Annotated in this window: 18 protein-coding genes, 1 tRNA gene and 1 other RNA gene; 7 read left to right on the top strand and 13 right to left on the bottom strand. The window is 62.8% G+C overall.

The window, feature by feature from the left end; translation table 11 throughout:
- Nucleotides 1-24: 24 nt before the first annotated feature.
- The 11 genes from VEC01_RS19765 to VEC01_RS19715 form a co-directional block, all read right to left on the bottom strand.
- Nucleotides 25-2,709, bottom strand: coding sequence for a putative bifunctional diguanylate cyclase/phosphodiesterase (locus tag VEC01_RS19765; RefSeq protein WP_324902631.1), 2,685 nt, complete (start codon nucleotides 2,707-2,709; stop codon nucleotides 25-27).
- Between the two features lie 156 nt (nucleotides 2,710-2,865).
- Nucleotides 2,866-3,885, bottom strand: a complete 1,020-nt coding sequence (locus tag VEC01_RS19760; protein WP_324902630.1) for a diguanylate cyclase domain-containing protein — start codon at nucleotides 3,883-3,885, stop codon at nucleotides 2,866-2,868.
- 65 nt (nucleotides 3,886-3,950) lie between these two features.
- Entirely contained in the window at nucleotides 3,951-4,973 is a 1,023-nt protein-coding gene (gene cheB / locus VEC01_RS19755; RefSeq protein WP_324902629.1) for a chemotaxis-specific protein-glutamate methyltransferase CheB, read from the bottom strand.
- Nucleotides 4,951-7,233 (bottom strand): hybrid sensor histidine kinase/response regulator, encoded by a 2,283-nt coding sequence (locus VEC01_RS19750; protein ID WP_324902628.1) that lies wholly within the window; start codon nucleotides 7,231-7,233, stop codon nucleotides 4,951-4,953. Before VEC01_RS19750 ends, cheB begins: the two co-directional genes overlap by 23 nt.
- On the bottom strand, nucleotides 7,230-7,910 hold the full coding sequence (locus VEC01_RS19745) for a chemotaxis protein CheW (RefSeq protein ID WP_324902627.1): 681 nt from the start codon (nucleotides 7,908-7,910) through the stop codon (nucleotides 7,230-7,232). The genes VEC01_RS19750 and VEC01_RS19745 overlap by 4 nt, the downstream gene beginning before the upstream one ends.
- Nucleotides 7,911-9,158: a CheR family methyltransferase gene (locus VEC01_RS19740; RefSeq protein WP_324902626.1), complete on the bottom strand. Its 1,248-nt coding sequence runs from the start codon at nucleotides 9,156-9,158 to the stop codon at nucleotides 7,911-7,913. It abuts the gene before it with no gap.
- On the bottom strand, nucleotides 9,155-9,622 hold the full coding sequence (locus VEC01_RS19735) for a chemotaxis protein CheW (RefSeq protein ID WP_324902625.1): 468 nt from the start codon (nucleotides 9,620-9,622) through the stop codon (nucleotides 9,155-9,157). The genes VEC01_RS19740 and VEC01_RS19735 overlap by 4 nt, the downstream gene beginning before the upstream one ends.
- A gap of 2 nt (nucleotides 9,623-9,624) precedes the next feature.
- Nucleotides 9,625-11,439 (bottom strand): methyl-accepting chemotaxis protein, encoded by a 1,815-nt coding sequence (locus tag VEC01_RS19730; protein WP_324902624.1) that lies wholly within the window; start codon nucleotides 11,437-11,439, stop codon nucleotides 9,625-9,627.
- On the bottom strand, nucleotides 11,424-11,594 hold the full coding sequence (locus VEC01_RS19725; RefSeq protein ID WP_324902623.1) for a hypothetical protein: 171 nt from the start codon (nucleotides 11,592-11,594) through the stop codon (nucleotides 11,424-11,426). The genes VEC01_RS19730 and VEC01_RS19725 overlap by 16 nt, the downstream gene beginning before the upstream one ends.
- Nucleotides 11,591-12,196: a nucleotidyltransferase family protein gene (locus tag VEC01_RS19720; protein WP_324902622.1), complete on the bottom strand. Its 606-nt coding sequence runs from the start codon at nucleotides 12,194-12,196 to the stop codon at nucleotides 11,591-11,593. The genes VEC01_RS19725 and VEC01_RS19720 overlap by 4 nt, the downstream gene beginning before the upstream one ends.
- Nucleotides 12,197-12,279: 83 nt before the next feature.
- Nucleotides 12,280-12,355 (bottom strand) — tRNA-Ala (locus tag VEC01_RS19715).
- 150 nt (nucleotides 12,356-12,505) lie between these two features.
- On the opposite strand from VEC01_RS19715, the gene VEC01_RS19710 reads away from it, so the two are divergent.
- The 6 genes from VEC01_RS19710 (at nucleotide 12,506) to VEC01_RS19685 (ending at nucleotide 16,564) form a co-directional block, all read left to right on the top strand.
- Nucleotides 12,506-12,739 (top strand): DUF904 domain-containing protein, encoded by a 234-nt coding sequence (locus tag VEC01_RS19710; RefSeq protein WP_414691476.1) that lies wholly within the window; start codon nucleotides 12,506-12,508, stop codon nucleotides 12,737-12,739.
- Nucleotides 12,736-13,047, top strand: coding sequence for a cell division protein ZapA (locus VEC01_RS19705; RefSeq protein ID WP_324902621.1), 312 nt, complete (start codon nucleotides 12,736-12,738; stop codon nucleotides 13,045-13,047). Before VEC01_RS19710 ends, VEC01_RS19705 begins: the two co-directional genes overlap by 4 nt.
- Before the next feature lie 66 nt (nucleotides 13,048-13,113).
- A non-coding RNA gene (gene ssrS / locus VEC01_RS19700) (6S RNA) lies at nucleotides 13,114-13,295 on the top strand.
- Between the two features lie 91 nt (nucleotides 13,296-13,386).
- Nucleotides 13,387-13,854, top strand: coding sequence for an EVE domain-containing protein (locus VEC01_RS19695; protein WP_324902620.1), 468 nt, complete (start codon nucleotides 13,387-13,389; stop codon nucleotides 13,852-13,854).
- Nucleotides 13,855-13,864: 10 nt separating this feature from the next.
- Nucleotides 13,865-14,668, top strand: coding sequence for a sulfite exporter TauE/SafE family protein (locus VEC01_RS19690; protein WP_324902619.1), 804 nt, complete (start codon nucleotides 13,865-13,867; stop codon nucleotides 14,666-14,668).
- Between the two features lie 189 nt (nucleotides 14,669-14,857).
- Nucleotides 14,858-16,564, top strand: a complete 1,707-nt coding sequence (locus VEC01_RS19685; protein WP_324902618.1) for an ATP-binding protein — start codon at nucleotides 14,858-14,860, stop codon at nucleotides 16,562-16,564.
- Between the two features lie 58 nt (nucleotides 16,565-16,622).
- Here the strand turns inward: VEC01_RS19685 and VEC01_RS19680 are convergent, their stop codons facing one another.
- Both VEC01_RS19680 and VEC01_RS19675 read right to left on the bottom strand, forming a co-directional pair.
- Nucleotides 16,623-17,258, bottom strand: a complete 636-nt coding sequence (locus VEC01_RS19680) for a response regulator transcription factor (RefSeq protein WP_324902617.1) — start codon at nucleotides 17,256-17,258, stop codon at nucleotides 16,623-16,625.
- A 323-nt stretch (nucleotides 17,259-17,581) separates the two neighbouring features.
- Nucleotides 17,582-17,737, bottom strand: coding sequence for a hypothetical protein (locus VEC01_RS19675; protein WP_324902616.1), 156 nt, complete (start codon nucleotides 17,735-17,737; stop codon nucleotides 17,582-17,584).
- Nucleotides 17,738-17,820: 83 nt separating this feature from the next.
- On the opposite strand from VEC01_RS19675, the gene VEC01_RS19670 reads away from it, so the two are divergent.
- On the top strand, nucleotides 17,821-18,045 hold the full coding sequence (locus VEC01_RS19670; RefSeq protein ID WP_324902615.1) for a hypothetical protein: 225 nt from the start codon (nucleotides 17,821-17,823) through the stop codon (nucleotides 18,043-18,045).
- Nucleotides 18,046-18,250 lie beyond the last annotated feature (205 nt).

The following is an 18,250-nucleotide window of genomic DNA, read 5'->3' as shown; positions in this document are numbered from 1 at the left end:
CCTTCGGGCGGCCAAGAGCTTCCGCTATTGCACGGTCGCCGCGCGCTGCAGGATCCTGTGTTCGAATTCCTGCGCGCTGAGGGGGCCGCTGAAATAGTAGCCCTGAATCGCGTCGCACCCATGGCGGCGCAGGAATTCGAATTGCTCGGCCGTTTCGACGCCTTCCGCGATCACTCGATGCTTCAGGCTTTTGGCCATGCTGATGATGGCGCAGGTGATCGCCGCGTCGTCGGCATCCGTCACGATATCCTGCACGAAGGATTTGTCGATCTTCAGCGCGTCGATCGGGAAGCGCTTCAGGTAGCTGAGGCTGGAGTAGCCGGTGCCGAAGTCGTCGATGGACAGGCTCACGCCCATGCGCTTCAAGGCTTCCAGCAGCTGGATCGTGAGATCGATGTCCTGCATGGTCACGCTTTCGGTCAATTCCAGCTCGAGGTAGCGCGGCTCGAGCCGGGTTTCTTCGAGCACCCGCGCCACCATTTCCAGGAAGTGTTTTTCCCTGAATTGCACCGCCGATACGTTGACCGCGATGGGCAGCGCCTCGTAGCCGGCGTCCTGCCATGCGCGGTTCTGCCGGCAGGCCTTGCGCAACACCCATTCGCCGATCGGAATGATGAGTCCGCTTTCCTCGGCAATCGGGATGAACTGCGAGGGCGATACCGGGCCGCTGCGCTGGTCGTGCCAGCGGATCAGGGCTTCGGCACCGATCACCCTGCGGTCGGCGATGCTGAGCTTGGGCTGGTAATAGAGCGCCGACTCTTCGCGGGCAATGGCGCGGCGCAGGCTGCCTTCCAGCGCGAAGCGACGGATCGCGCGCTCGTTAATCCGGGGCATGAAGAACTGGTAATTGTTTCGCCCCTGCGCCTTGGCCTGGTACATCGCCGCTTCCGCATGGCGGATGATCGTCTCGCTGTCCTGGCCGTCCTCCGGACAGATGCTGATCCCGATGCTGGCGCTGATGTGGATTTCGTGGCCATCGATGGAAAACGGCTCCGTCATCGCGGTCAGGCATTGGCCGGCCGCGCGCGCGGCGGCGAGCGTGTCCCCGATTTCCGGCAGCAGGATCGCGAATTCGTCGCCGCCGTAGCGCCCGACGGTATCGGTGTCGCGCTTGCAGCGTTTCAGGCGGTCTGCGATTTCCTGCAGCAGCCGGTCGCCCACCGCGTGGCCGAGCGTGTCGTTGACGTGCTTGAAGCGGTCGAGGTCGAGGAACAGGAGCGCCGTGCGGGTGTTGTGCGGCAGTGCCAGCGCAAGCGCCTGCGACAGGCGGTCGTTCAGCAGGAAGCGGTTCGGCAATCCGGTCAATGCATCATGCTGGGTGACATAGGACATCTTGAGCGTCATCGCATGGAGGGCGCTGACGTCATGCAGCACCAGGACCGCCCCCATCACCTTTCCGTCGCGGCGGTGGATGGGGGCGCAGGAATTGTTCACCGTCGATTCCCGCCCGTCGCGGTGCACCAGGATGATTTGCGGCGGCAATGTCGCAGTCGTGCTGCCATCCAGCACCGGGGACAGCGAATAGGCGAGCGGCTGCCGGGTGACCGTGTCGACCACCTTGAATACCTCGTGCACGGTCTTGCCGGCAGCCTCGGCGTTCGGCCACCCGCTCAGGGTCTCCGCCGCCGGGTTCATGTAGCTGATTTTTCCGTCGACATCGGTGGTGACGACACCGTCGGCGATCGAGTTGAGCGTGACCTGCGCGCGTTCATGCTCGTGAAACAGGGTTTCCTCCATCGCGCGGCGTTCCCCCGACGCGGCCAGAAGCCGGGTATTCGATGCGGACAAGGCGTTCAGATTGCTTTCCAGCACGTCCAGCGCCTGCCGCACCGTGTCTTCCGCCTCGCTGCGCTGCTTGTCCAGGCGCAGCAGCAGATAGGCATTCCACAGGATCAGGAGCGTGAACATGCCCATGCTCGCGAGCGTGATCAGGATCATGCCGACGGTGAGGTCATAGAGGCCGGCTTCATGCCCCCAGAACTGCAGGCGCTCGATTGCGACCGGCAGCAGCAGTGCGGCCGGCAGCAGCCGGCGCGCGGTGAAACCGCCGGCACTGTCATTGCTGATCAAGGCCATCATGCCGCGTTCCGGACGCAGCGCGAGAATGCCGGCGCACAGCAGCAGGAATACCAGCGTGATCGGGAAGGCGACGGTGCCGTAGTAGGGGACCTGATACAGCGCAGTCTTGCCGTAGAGGTAACCGATCACGGGGACCAGCGCATTTCCTGCTGCAAGCAGTACCGCGCCTTCCACCCACAGGGCGCGCGCATTTCTTGCCAGCAGGAAGAGCGCGCTGCCGGCCAGCACGAAAATTACCGCCGATATGAGTGGCATCCGGCCGGGAATTTGCCCTGCCGGCGCATCGTTTTCCGCAAACGGCCACTGGTTGATGCCGAAGTCGGTATTGCCGGCATATTCCGCCAGCACCGCCGCCCCGATCGCGACGGCGGCGAGCGCGCAGACCTGACTGGCGGCGCGCAGGACGCCGCTGCCCCGGGGCATCGCCAGCAGCCGCAGCGAGGCGCCGGCAAGTACGAGCGCAAGCCCGGAACTGAACTTGATGCGTGCAAATCCAGGCAGGAAAGAGGTCAGAACACGGGTATCGGTGATCCATCCGGCCAGGACGAGCAGGCCGGCCATCATCACTGCGTAGCTGGAGAAACGGGCAAATGCGCGGTAGCGGTCCCGGTGTCTGCGCGATAAATGCATGAGGCGGATGGTGACGTCGGACCCGCGTGCGGGCATGGGTAATGGCGGCGAGCAATCATTGCACGCCGCCGCACTGCGAACATATTAATTATTTATTAAGAGAGAGGCGGCGGGAGCAAAGTTCAATCCCGCACTTGACGGCTGCGCAACCTGGGATCAGCCGCGCCTGGCCGTCTGGTTTCGTCCGCGGTCTTTCGCGTCATACAGCGCGCGGTCGGCGATGTCGACCAGGGTGGCAGGATTGGAACCGGCGACGGGGACGACGCTTGCCGCGCCGACCGACAGGGTCACGATCCGCCCGGGGGGAGCCGGCTGATTGGGCAGCGACAGCGCTTCCAGCTGCCGGCGGCAGGCTTCGCCGACCGCCACCGCGCCGTCGGCATCGGTTTCCGGAAGGATGAGCGCAAATTCCTCGCCACCATAGCGCGCTGCCAGGTCTGCCGGCCGGCGCAGGTTGCCGGCCAGGATTTCCGCCACCTTCTTCAGACACTGATCGCCGGCGAGATGGCCGTGCGTGTCGTTGTACAGCTTAAAATAATCGATGTCGCACAGAAGCAACGACAACGGGCGCCGGGTGCGTTGCGCGCGTTGCCATTCGCTGGCCAGCACCTCGTCGAAACGCCTGCGGTTCGCAATACCGGTCAAGCCGTCGAGTTCGGCCAGCCTTTGCAGCCGGACATTGAGTTCGGCCAGCATGCGCTCGCTCTCGCGCAGCGCATGAAAGGCGGCGTCACGCTCAAGCCGGCTGCGGTAGGCGCTGGAATGGTAGCGCAGCCGCGCAAGCAGTTCGAGGGGGGCGGGGAGCTTTACCAGGTAATCGTTGGCGCCGGCGGAAAAGCCCTGCGCCTTGGTGTGCGCATCTTCCTTGCTCGACAACATGATGATCGGGATATCGCGGGTAGCCGGGTTGGCGCGGAACTGCTGCACCACCTCGAAGCCGTCGGTGTCGTGCATCACCAGGTCCTGCAGGATCACCGTCGGCTTCCATTCAAGCGCGGTCGGAAGGGCTTGCCGTGCGTCGAGTACGGCCAGGAACTGGATATCAGCCTCGGTGCTCACCATGCGACGGACCGCTTCGCCAATAATCGCCTGGTCGTCGACCAGAAGCACCCGTACAAACGGCAATGCGGCAACCGCCGGCGGGACCTCCGGCATGTTCTGGTCGGACTCGACCATGTTTCTTCCTTCCTGCAACGCGGGTTACGCTAGTAGTCTGTGATGATGCGTGGACTTGCCCCCGTTCAGGAAGCTTGGCCGGTACGCTTTTTCAGTATCGCACCAATTGTTTCCACAGGCAAAATCATTTCGGCGGCATCCAGCGCGGCGGCCGCGCGTGGCATGCCGTAGACCGCACTTGTCGCCTGGTCCTGCGCAATGGTGAGCTTGCCGGCCCGGCGCATCGCCAGCAAGCCGTGTGCGCCGTCGCGACCCATGCCTGTCAGCAGGACGCCGACAGCGGTTTTCTGCCAGTGCTGTGCGATGCAATGGAAGAAGACGTCAACCGATGGGCGATAAGGATAGTTGAGCGGCTTCTCGGTGTAGTGCATCCGGTGCTTGTTGCCGAGCACCAGATGGTCATTCGACTTCGCGACCATGATGCGGCCCGGCAGCAATCGGCTGCCTTCGTCGATCATATCGACAGGAAAATCGATCTGGCTGGACAGCCATTTCCCGAAGCTGTCGGTAAACGCGCGGTCGATGTGCTGCACGATGACGACCGTGCAATTCGCGGCCGGCTTCCATTCCCCCAGAACCTTGGCCAGAGCGTTGGGCCCGCCTGTCGAAGCGCCGATCGCCACCAAGGTGTCCACCTCGGCCGATGCCGTGCCGTGCTGTACCGGCGCTGTCGTGCCGTTAACGGCGGCGGCACTGTCGGCGGCAATCAGCTTGCCGATGGTCCGGATCTTCGTCAGCAGCGCTGAGTCCGATGCGGCGTTGCCCGCCAGGACAGGTGTTGCCGTCACATCGAGCGCACCGGCGCCAAGCGCGCGGAACACCAGGTTCGTATTGTCTTCCGGCGACGCGGTAACGATCAGGATCGCGCACGGAGACCGCTCCATGATCAGTCTCGTGGTTTCGACGCCGTCCAGGTCCGGCATGATCAAGTCCATCAGGATCAGGTCCGGCCGGTTCTCGGCGCACAATTTCAGCGCCTCCGAACCGTTGCGCGCCACCCAGGCCACCTGATGCTCCGCCGTATTGACGATCACCCGACGCAGGGCCTCGGCAATCACCGCCACATCATTGACGATTGCTATCTTCATCCGTCGCCGTCCCGATCAGGTCAAACACCGCTTCCAGCAGGGTCTCGTCATGGAAGCTGCCCTTGGTGAGGTAGTAGTCCGCGCCTGCAGTGATGCCGCGTGCCCGGTCTTCCGGCCTGTCCTTGTAAGATACGATCATCACCGGAAGGTTGTGCAGGCGGCTATCCTTCTTGATCAGCGTCACCAGTTCGATGCCATCCATGCGCGGCATGTCGACGTCGGTCACGACCAGATCGTAGTCCGAGCTGCGCACCGCATTCCAGCCGTCCATGCCGTCGACCGCGACATCGACGTCGAACCCGCTCGCCGACAGCAGCTTGCGCTCCATTTCCCGCACCGTGAGCGAATCGTCGACGACGAGGATGCGCTTGGTTTTTGTGGCCGCTTCCCCGATGACCTTTTGCAATCGCTTCAGGCCGCCCTCGCTGAGCATCTTTTCGATGCTCACGAGCATGTCAGCGATATCGAGGATCAGCACCGGCGTGCCGTCGTCTAGCAACGCGGCTGACGAAATGTCGCGCATCTTGCCGAATATCGGCTCAAGCGGCTGCACCGCCAGGTTCTGCTCTCCGATGATCCGGTCCACCACCAGCGCATAGCGGCGCTGGGCGCCGCCGATCAACAGCACGGCGAGCCGGTCGGACGCGGCAGTATCACCAAGCTCCAGCAGCTGGGCAGCGGAAACCAGGCCGATGTGCTCGCTGCCGAGCGAAAAGAACTGCCGGTCCTCCAGCGTGCGGATCTCGCCCGGCTCCAGATGCATCACGCGCTCGATCTTGGTGATCGGCACCGCATACGCTTCCCCGGCGATCTCGGTCACCACGGCGCGCACGACGGATTGCGATACCGGCAGCGTGATGAAGGTCCGGAAGCCCTTGCCGGGATCGGACTCCAGCCGCACGGAGCCGTTGAGTTCGCGCACCGTCGCCTGGACCACGTCGAGCCCGACGCCGCGCCCGGACACTTCGCTCGCGCTATCCTTCAGGCTGAAGGCAGGCAGGAACAGGAAGTCGAGCAGTTCGGCCATGCTCATCGAACCTGCCATCTGGGTACTGGCCATTTTTCTTTCGACGATCTTGCTGCGGATCCTGTCGATGTCGACCCCGCGGCCGTCGTCGCTCACGCGAATGGCCAGCATGCCGGCGCTGTGCCGTGCTTCCAGCATGATCGTGCCCTCGGCCGGCTTGCCCGCCCGGCTGCGCTCTTCCGGCGACTCCATGCCGTGATCGACGGCGTTGCGCAGGATATGGTTTAGCGGGCTTTCGATGCGCGCCAGGATGTCGCGGTCAACCAGCGTATCCTCGCCTGCGACCACCAGCCGCACTTCCTTGCCGAGACTGCGCGCCAGGTCGCGCACCATGCGCGGCAATGCGTGCACACCGTCGCGGAACGGGCGCATCCTCAGGGTCAGCACTTCATCGAGCATTTCCTGCGAGCCCGCCAGCAGCCGGCGTTCGAAGGTTTCGAGTTCATCGATGCGGTCGCCCAGGACTTGTTTCAGCGGCGCGCTTTTGCCATGAACGAAAAGGAGCCGTTCGCGCAGCGCTTCGTCCAACGGCGCCGCACTCAGCTCCTGGTGCAGCTGCTCCAGCGCCGCAAGCATTTCATGCTGCATCTTCTTGAAGCGCTGCAGCGATTGCAGGTAAGGCTCGAGCGCATGCGCCGCCACGCGCGCTTCGCTCGCGAGCGACAGCAAACGGTCAAAATTGCGCACATTGACCTTCAGCACCTGCTCGTCGCGTGACGCCGGCGCCGGCGCCTCTGCCGCTTCCTCGACCCTCGGCGGCGGCGGAACGGCGGCAGGTGTTTCCTCTGCCAATGCGTCATCGGCGAGCTTGTCCGGGTCGGCAGCATCGTACACGCCGATCAGCACTTCGCCGATGTGCAGGCGGTTCGCATCCAGCCATGCCGGAGCCGCCTGCTCGTCGAGCGCCGAAATCCTGCCGATCAAGTCCACGCCTGCGAGCAGGCGGTCTATGCGTGCCTTGCCAAGGTGCAGCTTGCCCTTCTGCGCGGCCACGAAGCAATCCTCCATCGCGTGCGCGAGCCGCTCCACGTCGTCGAGATTGACGATGCGCGCCGCCCCCTTGAGCGAATGCGCCGCGCGCATCAGAGGTTCGATGGCCGCAAGGTCGCGAGCGTTTCGGTCGAGCGCGAGCAAACCGGTGTTCAGCACCTGCACCTGGGTTTCCGCCTCGTTGCGAAACAGTTCCAGCAACGACAGGCCGCTGTAATCCTTGTTTCCGTTGCCGCCGCTCACTTCAGCGCTCCCGCCAGCTGGTAGCCCAGCAGCTCTTCGTCAAGGCAGCCTACCCGCATGTCGTCGATTCGCAGTACCCCGGTCAGGTAGCGGTGCATTGCCATGCCGACCGTGGACGGGACATCTTCCACATCGCGCTCCGCGTAATGATGGATGCCGTATAAATCGTCCACCGGCAGCGCGAGCTGCTGCTGTCCGAACTGCATCACCAGCAGGCGCGGATAGATCCGGCGGCCGACGGGCGTGACGGTTGCGGCAGCGTCGATTCCCAGCAGGCTGGCCAGGGACAGGCAGGGATAGAGCCGGCCCCTGACATTGACGATGCCGGCCAGCGCGCCCCCGCGGCGGCGCGGCAGCGTATGCGGCCGCGCGACTTCCGCGACGGTTGCCGCCAGGCGGGCGGGAAGCGCCAGCCACTCGCTGCCGACACGGAACACCAGAGCGGCGCGGTTGCGCTCGATCTGTTCCGATTCCTGCCGGGCGAAGTAGTCCGCCCACTCGCGCTGGTATTCAGGAGGGAGCGCGCGCTGCACGATCGCGCCCGCGGCCGCGGCGTAGGCATCGCAATTACGGCAATGCATGTGTTCAGCCAGCTTTTCGCAGCTGCGGTCGCCCCGCACGCCGGTGTGGTTCCAGCAGTCGACGATGGCAGGCGATGACGGGGTGGAGTTCATCATTTATTGGATCCGTTCTCCGGACTGGCGCTCATATACCCGGCCGGCGCGCTGCCGGAAGCTGCGCGCCGCCGCGGCGTTGCCCCGGCGCTCGGCAAGCAGCGCAAGGTGGCACAAGGCTTCGTAATGGTCCGGGTCGAGGTAGACAGCCCGGCGCAGGCATTCTTCCGCTTCGCGCTCGTCATGCTGCTCGCTCAAGAGGCCCAGCATGAAGTAGGCTTCCGCAGAATCCGGCGCCTGCCGCAGCAAGGCCTGATAGGCGGCACGCGCCTCGGCTGCCGTACCACGGTCGGCCATTCTGCGGGCCTGTTCCAGCAGCGCGCCCGTATTATCATCGGCCCCGGACGGAAAAGACGCTTCCGTTCTCGCCGGTACAGGCGGCATAGCGCGGCCGGGGACGCGCTCCGGTTGCCGACGGGTTGAAGGTTTCGGGCGCCGGGACGGGAGCGCCAACGGAGGCGCCGGCGGCGGCGCCAGTTTTTTCCGGAGCGCGAAAGCCTTCGCGTACGGCGCCAGCGTGTAGCCATGCCGGCAATACGCAGCGGTTTCCGCATAGCCCGAAAACAGCATCCCGTCATCCTTGAGCAGCAGGCCCAGCTTGCGGATCGCGGTTGCCTGCGCCTGTTCATCAAAGTAGATCAGCAGGTTGCGGCAGAACACGATATCGAAAGCCTGTCCTCCCGCGGGCTCGTCCAGCGCCAGCAGGTTGGCGCACTGGAAGCGCACCTGCCGCCGGATATCCTCGCGCAGCGCATAGCCTTCGTCCGTCTTCCTGAAATACCGCTCGCGAAAACCGCTGTCCCTGCCGCGGAACGCGTTGCGCTGGTAAACGGCACCCACTGCCTTCCTGATCGCCTGCGGGCTCACATCGATGCCCGTGATGGCAACGCGCTCCGGCGCGATTCCCGCTTCCAGCAGCGCAATTGCGACAGAGTAAGGTTCCTCGCCGCTTGCGCATGGCACGCTCAGGACGCGCACCTGCTGCTGGCCGGCGGCGAGGCGCTTGACGATAAACTCGCTTGCGGCGGCAAAGGCGTCGGCATCACGGAAGAACCAGGTCTCGGGCACGACAACGAGGTCGATCAGCGCATCCAGTTCTTCCTTGCTCGCGGCCGCGATCGCCAGGTAACGGCGGTGGTCATCGGTGCCGAGTTGTTTCATGCGGCGCTTCACCGCGTTGTCCACGTTCCCGGGCGACAGGGTCAGGCCGGTCGCCCGCTGCAGCAACAGGTGGATATGCGGGTTCTTCATGGGTTCGCCGCCGCCGGATCGGGAAAGAGAAGGGAGCGCACCTGGTCGGTCAGCAGGTAGTCGACGTTGACCAGTTGCAGGAGCGCCCGGCCGGCGGCGCCGACCTGGCCAAGGTAGGGGGCGTCGGCGTTCAGGATGCCGCTTTCGGAAAATTCCGCGGCCTCGTGGCGCTCGATGCCCGTCACCCTTTCCACCGCCAGGCCGAGCTTGCGCTGCCGGCCGCTGGCCGCACGGTAGTCGACCAGCACGATGCGCGTATCGTATTGCCGGGTGCAGGCAGTGCCGCAGGCCAGCATGCACAGGTCGATCACCGGCACCGGTTCCCCGTGCAGGTTCATCAGGCCGGCTACGTATTGCGGCGCCTGCGGGATGTGCTTGAGCTCCATCAGCGGCAGCACGCGGACCACCGTCCGGGTGTGCAGCCCGTAGCGATCGTCGCCGAGATGGAAGACCAGGAACTGCATGGTTACATGTTGACCGCGAAGCTGGACACCCCTGCCTGCAGGTCCTGGGCGGCATACTGCAGCTGCTGCACCGCCTCGCTGGTGGCCTTGAGCGCGTCGACCGCCTGCTGCGTCGCCTCGTTCAGCTGCGTCATCGTCTCGGTGATCTGCGAGGCGCCGATCGCCTGCGACTGCATGCCTTCAAGCACCATGTCGAAGCGCGGCGTCAGGTTGCGCACCTGCTCGATCACGCTGGAAAGCTGCTCGCCGACCTGGCTCACTTCGCCGACGCTGCGGCGGATCTCGTCGGAAAACTTGTCCATGCCCATCACGCTGGCGGACACTGCCGACTGCATTTCCTTGAGCATCTGCTCGATGTCCCAGGTCGCCACCGAGGTCTGGTCGGCCAGCCGCCGGATCTCGGTCGCGACGACGGAGAACCCGCGGCCGGCTTCACCGGCCTTTTCCGCCTCGATCGCCGCGTTCAACGACAGGATGTTGGTCTGGTCCGCCACCTTGGTGATCGTGGTCAGCACATTGTTGATGTTGCTTGCCTTTTCCGATAGTGCGGCGAGCTTGGCGTTGATCGTGTCGGTCGCCGTCACCATGCGCTGCATCGTCGCGTCCATCCGTCGCAGATTGGACTGGGCATCGGTGGTGGCCGAGGTGGTGTACTCGGCGACATGCGTCACTTCTTCCATCGCCTTCAGCAGCTGCGCGGTGTTGGCCGAAATTTCCTTGGTCGTGCTCAACACTTCCACGCTGGTCTGCGCCTGCTCCACGCCGGTCGCTTCCTGCTGCTTTGCCGACGCCGCGATCTCGGTGGTGGACGTGGCAACCTGGATGCCGGCCTTCTGCACGCGATTGACCAGGGTGCGCAGATTGTCGAACATCGCTGCCAGGCCTTCGCCGAGCCGTCCGATCGCATCGCTGCCGCTGACCGCGACCCTGCCGGTGAGGTCGCCGGCCGCGGCGCGCGACACGACCATCAGCAGGGAGTCGACCTTGCTCCTGAGATCGTCCACCTGCGCCTGTTCCCGCCTCTGGCTTTCCTGAAGTGCCTCTGCCATGCGATTGACCTCTTCGGTGACCTTGCCGAGTTCATCCTTGCTCAGGACTTCCGCGCGGGCGGACTGGTTTCCGGCTGCAAGCTGGCTGATAGTGCCGGTCAGGTTCGTCAGCGGTCGCAGTACCGCGCGCGACAGCAGCAGCGCGATGCCAATCGCCGCGGCCACCGATACGATGCCGCCGACCGACAGGACCATCAGCATGTTCTTGCTCATCGACACCGCATTTTTTTCGCGCGCGACCAGCAGCCGGTCTTCCTCGCTCTTGAATTCCTCCAGCAGATCATGCGCCGCGCTCACCCGCTTCATGCCTTCGACCAGCGCCACCTCCCGCGCGATCTGCGACGCCGCGTCCGGCGCCTTTGCCAGTGCGCGCCGTTTCTCCATCAGCGGACGGACGGTTTCACTGAGCCATGCATTGACCAGGAGTTCAACGCGCTTTATGCGGTCCTGCTGGGCGGCGTTATCCGCCGTCAACTCTTTCAATTGCTGAAAGCGTTTCTTCATGCTCTCTTCGTTGCTGACCAGGCGTCCCATGAAACCTTCGTTTCCAGTCAGCAGGAAGCCCCGGTATTCCGCCTGTATGTCGAGCAGCTCGGTTTCGATCGCATGGCTCGTCAGCAATACCCCGAGGGTGTGCCGGTCCAGCCTGTTCGCATCCAGCAGATTGGTGAAGTTGTTGTAACTCGTAAAAAGAAGAGCCAGCAGGATGATGACAATCGTGCCGAATCCGGCGTACAACTTCTTCGGGATGCTCAGGTTTTTAAACATGTGTTCTCCGGGTCTTCCGCGCGAGCGGGGATCAGCGCGTGCAGGGCGGCCAGTCCGGCTATTATCGCCAGCAGGCAGTTTTCTTGCAGTGCAGGCGTGCGCAGGATTGTGCTATTGCCCGTGAGAAGAATAACGGTCGGCTCGAGATGGGTCAAATTTGCTGTGGCACGCCACCAGTGCCCTCATGCAAGTCGGATGGAAGATCGACGTCGCGCAGCACGCCGGCGTCATCGACGTCAGTGGCAATGCAGGCGTCCGGATGCGCGTCGAGTATGCGCCGCGCACCGGCATCGCCGTCGAGGGCCAGCAGGTCGCGATAAAAACGGCGGGAAAAACCGACGGGATGACCTCGTTTCCCCTTGTATGCAGGGAAAACAAGCGCGGCGCCGTCCTCCAGCCTGCGGGCAACGCGCAGGATGGTGTCGGCGCGGATGAACGGCATGTCGCCGAGGGCGACCAGCCAGCCGTCGGCTTCCGGCGTGGCCTTCACGCCGCATGCGATGGTGCTGCCCAGTCCTGATCCGCCGTCTGGATTGCAGATGAAATTTGCGTCACGGCCGAGCAATGCCTGCCGGATTTCCTTGTCAAATGCTCCGGTGACGACGTGGATTGGCCAGTTCGTTACGGCCAATACATCATAGGCACGAAGCAGTACAGTAGAGGAATCGCCGGTTTCGGCAAGCAGCTTGCAGCCATCGCCGCCAGCTGCACGGAACCGGCGGCCATGGCCTGCGGCAAGCAACAGGATGGCGAACATGCGGAGGGAAGTCCTGTAAAAGCTGTCCCGGCCAGGTGACGGCGGCGCTTGTGACGAGGTGGGATCAGGCCGGTATTGAAGATTGGTGGAGCGGAGGAGGATCGAACTCCCGACCTTCGCATTGCGAACGCGACGCTCTCCCAGCTGAGCTACCGCCCCATTACGCGCGATTGTATTGACTCGGCTGCGCAGATGCAAGTGGCCAACATCAAGCGTCGTGATTTCCGGGTGTGGGGCCGAAGCGAGGATGCATGAGAGCTGTCTTCAAAAAACATCCCCAAGTAATTGAATCTATTGACGGAAATTCCTTTGGGCTACTATAGTGACGGCATGATTTCCGATTTTCATCAACTTTCCGAAAAAATCGTCAAGCTCGCCGAGCTGGCGCAGTCGCTGCGCCGGGAAAACGCCGACCTGCGCCTGTCGCTGGCGTCGCTGTCGGCGGAAAACGCGGACCTGGCGAGACGGATCGAGGAAGCCTATACCCGCGTGTCCGCGCTGCTCGACAAGATTCCCGGCGGGCAGAACGAGGAGGTCGCATGATTCAGCTCGACGTCACCATCATGGGGCAGGCTTATCGTCTTGCCTGCAGGGAAGGCGAAGAAGAGACGCTGAAGCAGGCGGTGCAATACCTTGACGACCGCATGTGCAACATCCGTGACGCGGGCAAGGTCAAGGGCAATGACCGCATCGCCGTGATGGCGGCACTCGGGATCGCCGCGGAATTGCTGTCGATGAAGACCGAGGAAGGCCCGTTCTCCGGCATGACGCTCTCTGAAGTCAAGCAAAAGATCGCGACGATGCACACGGTGCTCGACGCTGCTCTTGCACCTCAGGAAAACCTTTTCTGAAGCAAGAAAAGAAGCCGGAAATTTCCGCAAAGTCTTTGACACAAGGAGAGATTGCGGATACTCTAAAGTCTCCTGCCGTGTTCGCGATTGCCATATATTCCTTGAACCATTTATGAGCATAGGTTGCGGAATTTTGTTCGATGGGCGTGCTTCGTCGCTAGTCCGATGAACCCGAAATTGAACTAACTGTGACCACCTTGAACCGTAAGGTTCGGGATGCCGGCAAAGACGGCACAGGCGGGACTGAATACCAAAGCGGCTGCATTCGTGCAGCCGCTTTTTTATGCGCGCCGCATTCGCGTGCGGCGCAGGCGCTCACTCTCAGATCGACAGGGATGCATGCAGTACTGGTTGATGAAGTCCGAACCGGACGAAGTAAGCATTGACGATGCGCTGGCCGCTCCCCGCCAGACCGTGCCGTGGTTTGGCGTGCGCAACTACCAGGCGCGCAACTTCATGCGAGATGCAATGCGTGTGGGCGACGGCGTGCTGTTTTATCACTCCAGTTGCGACGACCCCGGCATCGCCGGTATCGCCGAAGTGGCCAGTACCCCGTATCCCGACGACACCCAGTTCGACCCTGAAAGCCAATACTACGATCCCAAGTCCACGCGCGAGAATCCGCGCTGGATGCTGGTCGACGTGCGCGCCGTCGAAAAGACGCGCCTGATGACGCTGCCCGAAATGCGCGCCATCACGGAGCTGGCTGACATGCAGCTTCTGCGCCGTGGCAATCGCTTGTCCATCACGCCGGTCACGCCCGCCGAGTGGCGGTGTATCATGCTTCACATCAAGAAAAAACCATAGGAAACACCGGATGGATCTCTCCCTGGTCGCGGGACTGCTGGCGCTGGGCGCCGCGGTCGGATTCGCAGCAGGCCTGCTTGGCATCGGCGGCGGCATGCTGCTGGTGCCGTTCATGACGATGATCCTTACCGCCAAGAACTTCCCGAGCGACTACACCGTCCATATGGCGATCGCTACCTCGCTTGCCACCATCATGTTTACCTCGATGTCGTCGGTACGCGCGCACCACAAGCGCGGCGCGGTCGGCTGGCATATCGTGAAGCTGCTGGTGCCGGGCATCCTGCTCGGATCGTGGATCGGTCCGTGGATCGGCAAGCAGATGGACTCCACCACGCTCGCCGCCTTCTTCGGCGTGTTCGTCGCGTTCTCCGCCACGCAGATGCTGCTCGATAAGAAGCCCGCCCCGCATCGCAACCTGCCTAAGGCGGCCGGCATGTTCGGCGCCGGTAGCGGGATAGGGGTGCTGTCCGGGCTGGTCGGCGCCGGCGGCGGCTTCATCTCGGTGCCGTTCATGGCATGGTGTAACGTACCCATCCATACCGCGGTCGCCACCAGCGCCGCGCTCGGCTTTCCGATTGCACTGGCCGGCACGCTGTCGAACATCTATTATGGGATGCAGACACCGGGGCTGCCGCCCGGATCGCTCGGCTTCATCTACGTGCCGGCGCTGCTCGTGATTTCGCTCGCCAGCGTAAGCACTGCCCCGCTCGGAGCGAAGACCGCGCACAGCCTGCCGGTGAAGTCGCTGAAGAAGGTTTTCGCGGTGATGTTGTATTCACTGGCAGCATACATGTTCTACAAGGCGTTCGGTTAACCGCGGCCGCTGTCGCGATCCTTCCACGCAGCGCGGATCATTCGTTCCGTTGTATTGACATATTGCAAATTTGCGAGCGTAATGATCACATGCTTGCATGTGTCCATGCGGCGGTAGACAGGAACTGTTAGAACGAAGCTGCGTATGCTCCCCGGTTTTTCACCTTCCCCGCACCCAGACCATCCGCTCGTGAAGGCGGAACTGATCAACCTGTTGTATCGGGTGGCGCCACCCATGCTGTTCAGCTCGATCGTGGCTTGCATTCTCCTGGCAGCAGTCTTGCATGGCCGCGTCCCGGATAACCGCTTGTGGCTCTGGGTCTCGTTGAGCCTTCTCGTCACACTGGTGCGGATAGGTCTGGTCCTGGTGTTCATGCTGCGAAAACCGAAGCACGAGGAGGTCGGGCCATGGGGCCTCGCCTATACCGTTCTTGCCGGCGTGGCCGGGTTCGTATGGAGCCTGCTCGCTGTACTGTTCTTCAATCCGTCCGACCTGTTCCTGACGGTGTTGCTGTCCATCGTGCCCGCGGCATTGACCAGCAACGCCGTCGGTACGCTGGCACCCCACCTTCGCGCATATCTGGCGTTCGCGCTGCCGGTCGCCGTGGCGATCGAATACGAGTTGTTTGTGCACGGTGGCGTTTATTCTGCGATCGGCATACTCGGGCTGCTTTTCTTCGCGGTTAGCTTCGGCAACTGCCTCAACGCCCATCGGACCCTGCGCAAGTCGATCATTCTGGGTTTCGAGAACACGGAACTGGTGCGCCAGCTGACCGAAGAAAAGGAACGCGCCGAGGCCGCCACCAGGGACAAGTCACGCTTCCTCGCGGCCGCCAGTCACGACCTGCGACAACCTATCCATGCGCTCGGCCTGTTCGGCGCGGCGCTGCGCAACATCGCCCGCCGCCCGCAGATCTCCCCGTCCGACGTGGCCGACATTTCCGAGCGCCTGCAAGCGTCGGTCAAGCATCTCGGGCAACTGCTTCACGCGATTCTCGATACCTCTCATCTCGATGCGGGCGTGCTCAAGCCGAAGATCGGTCCGGTGGCGGTGATGGATGAGTTCGAGGGCTTGAACGACAAGTTCATGGAAGTTGCGGCGCGCAAGGGGTCGCGCTTTGTCGTGCGCCGCACGTCGGAATACGTGCTGACCGACCCGATCTTTCTCAGGCGTATCTTGTGGAATCTGATCTCCAATGCCCTCCGTTATACGACCCGGGGCGGTGTGCTGGTTGCGTGCCGTCGACGTGGCGAGTCAGTCGAAATCCAGGTCTGGGATACCGGCGTCGGCATTGCTGAGGATCACCAGGGCCGGATCTTTGAGGATTTTTACCGGGTCGCGCACCAGGGCCGCGAACCGGAGCATGACCAGGGCATGGGTCTCGGTCTTGCCATTGTACGGCGGTCGGCGCAGTTGCTCGGCGCGCCAGTCAGGGTGCGCTCGCTGCCCGGACGCGGCTCGATGTTTGCCGTGACGCTGCCGCGCTGCGCCGCGCCGGCGGTGCAACCGGTGAGCGAACTCCTGATCGCGCCAGAATGCCTGCGGATTCTCGTGATCGATGACGACCCGGTGGTGCTGCACGCGACGGCGTCGCTGCTTGCGGAATGGGGGCATGACGTGGTTGCGGTCGGCGACCTCGCGTCGGCGCTGAAGGCAGCGCGCACGGAGACGTTCGACCGGATACTTTCCGATTTCCGTCTGGCCAATGACGTCACGGGCGTACAAGCCATCCATGCTGTACGCAAGCAAACCGGGCGCTCTATCCCGGCTGTCATCGTCAGCGGCGATATTGCGGTCGAGAGCATGCGGGAAATTGCGGCCAGCGGACTACGCCTGCTTCAAAAGCCGATCGAGCCCGACGAGCTGCGGCTCGCGGTGCATTCCCCGGACGCGTAGCGCATCTTGCCGGGCACAGTGGCGGCGGCGGTTGTCGTGGCCCCCGATTCAGGCGATCTCAGCCGTCATAGACGCCGTACTTGATCGCAAAAGCGGTAATCTCGGCAGCATTATGCAGGCCCAGCTTTTCCATCAGGTTCTGGCGGTGGGTCCGCACCGTCAGCACGCTGATATGCAGGGTTTCGGCAATTTCATGATTCCCCAGCCCGTGTGCAATCAAGCGCAGGATCTGGCTTTCCCGCGGCGAGATGCGGTACGTGGTTCCGCCGGCGACGGCCGGCTCGAACGCACCCGCAATACAACTGCTGACATAGCGCTTCCCGGCCATCACGGCCTCAATCGCGTTGAGCAGCTCGGCGCTGTCCTCATGCTTGACCACGTAGCCGTTGGCGCCTACCGAAAGCGCCTTCTGCACCGTTTCGCGTGAAATGTTACCGGTCAGGACGATGATCTTGAGCGCAATCTGGTTCGCCCGGATCCTGGCCGCGATTTCGATGCCGCTCAGTCCGGGCAGCGTCAGGTCAAGCAGGAGAATATCCGGCTTGGTCGCGGCGATCAGCTGTTCCACGGCGCGGCCCTCGCCGGTTTCGCCGACCACCTCAATTCCCGGGACGGTCGACAATAACAGCTTCAGGCCTTCGCGCACGAGCGCGTGGTCTTCCGCGATCAGAAGCCTGGTCGTTATAGGTTGCATGTTGTCCGCACATTGGAGCATTGCGCCGTCGGAACGGAGGGCTGTGCCGCCGCCGGTGCTTGGGCCGTATGTAATTTATGGTTGGTGAAACCGGCCTCTTAAGAAAACAGTATATACGTTGCTATAGGTTTAGCATTGCTATTCGGCAAAAATTTGCGATTGTTTTTCACAGGGACCGGCAGAGGCATTCTGCCGGCTCGCAATGCCATTTCTTTCTTACCGAAGTATAAAGCGCTGACCGTGGGCGTGCCGCCTTCCGGCGGCAGGCGGACACTGCCCGGTGCCTGCAGAATCCGGTCGCCCGCGCTCATCGAGTATGCATTCTACGACAGCAGCAAAACCTTTCCAGCCGCGTGGAGGCAGCTGAGCCGGCGCGCAATTACGACCACCGTCTTGCCGAATGCGCGCAGGTCGAGCAGTACGAGGGCCGGTGCGTCTTCTCCGGCCTCGTCCTGGTGTGCATCGGGTTCGTCAAGCACGATCATGCTCCGGTTGCCGTAGAGCGCACGCGCCAGCGCGATTCGCTGCGGTTCGGCCTGCGGCAGGCCGCGAGCAGGAGAACGTGAATACGGCTGCGGCGTACAACGGCGCAGTGAATGCGTCGATCAGGGGCGCGAGCATGCTGCCGGAAAGGAAGCGGCGCAACTGGTCGATATCGCGCCATCAAATCGAATACCAGGCACTCACAGCCGCTCTCCCGCTCACTTCATGGTTCCCGCTCCTGAACTACGTTCAGTGGTTCACCGTCATGCCGGCATTGGGCTTGCTCAATGCTGAATCGGCATGAAAGGTCCTTTTTCGTCTCTGCTTGTCCTGGCTATCATGTCGGGCACAATGGGACGACCACTGCAGTGCATGGCAGGTATCCGGGAAAGAAGCGAATGGAGCCAGCTTTTCTGCATTACTGCCTTAAAAATGGCCCCATATTGCCGCTTTTCAATGATGAAATTAATACTGCCGGTACAGTATTTTTCTGCACGTCCGCTTGGTTC

The organism is Noviherbaspirillum sp., from assembly GCF_035627455.1.
In the GTDB taxonomy this organism is placed as follows: domain Bacteria; phylum Pseudomonadota; class Gammaproteobacteria; order Burkholderiales; family Burkholderiaceae_D; genus Noviherbaspirillum.
This window is presented reverse-complemented; position numbering and strand designations above follow the sequence as displayed.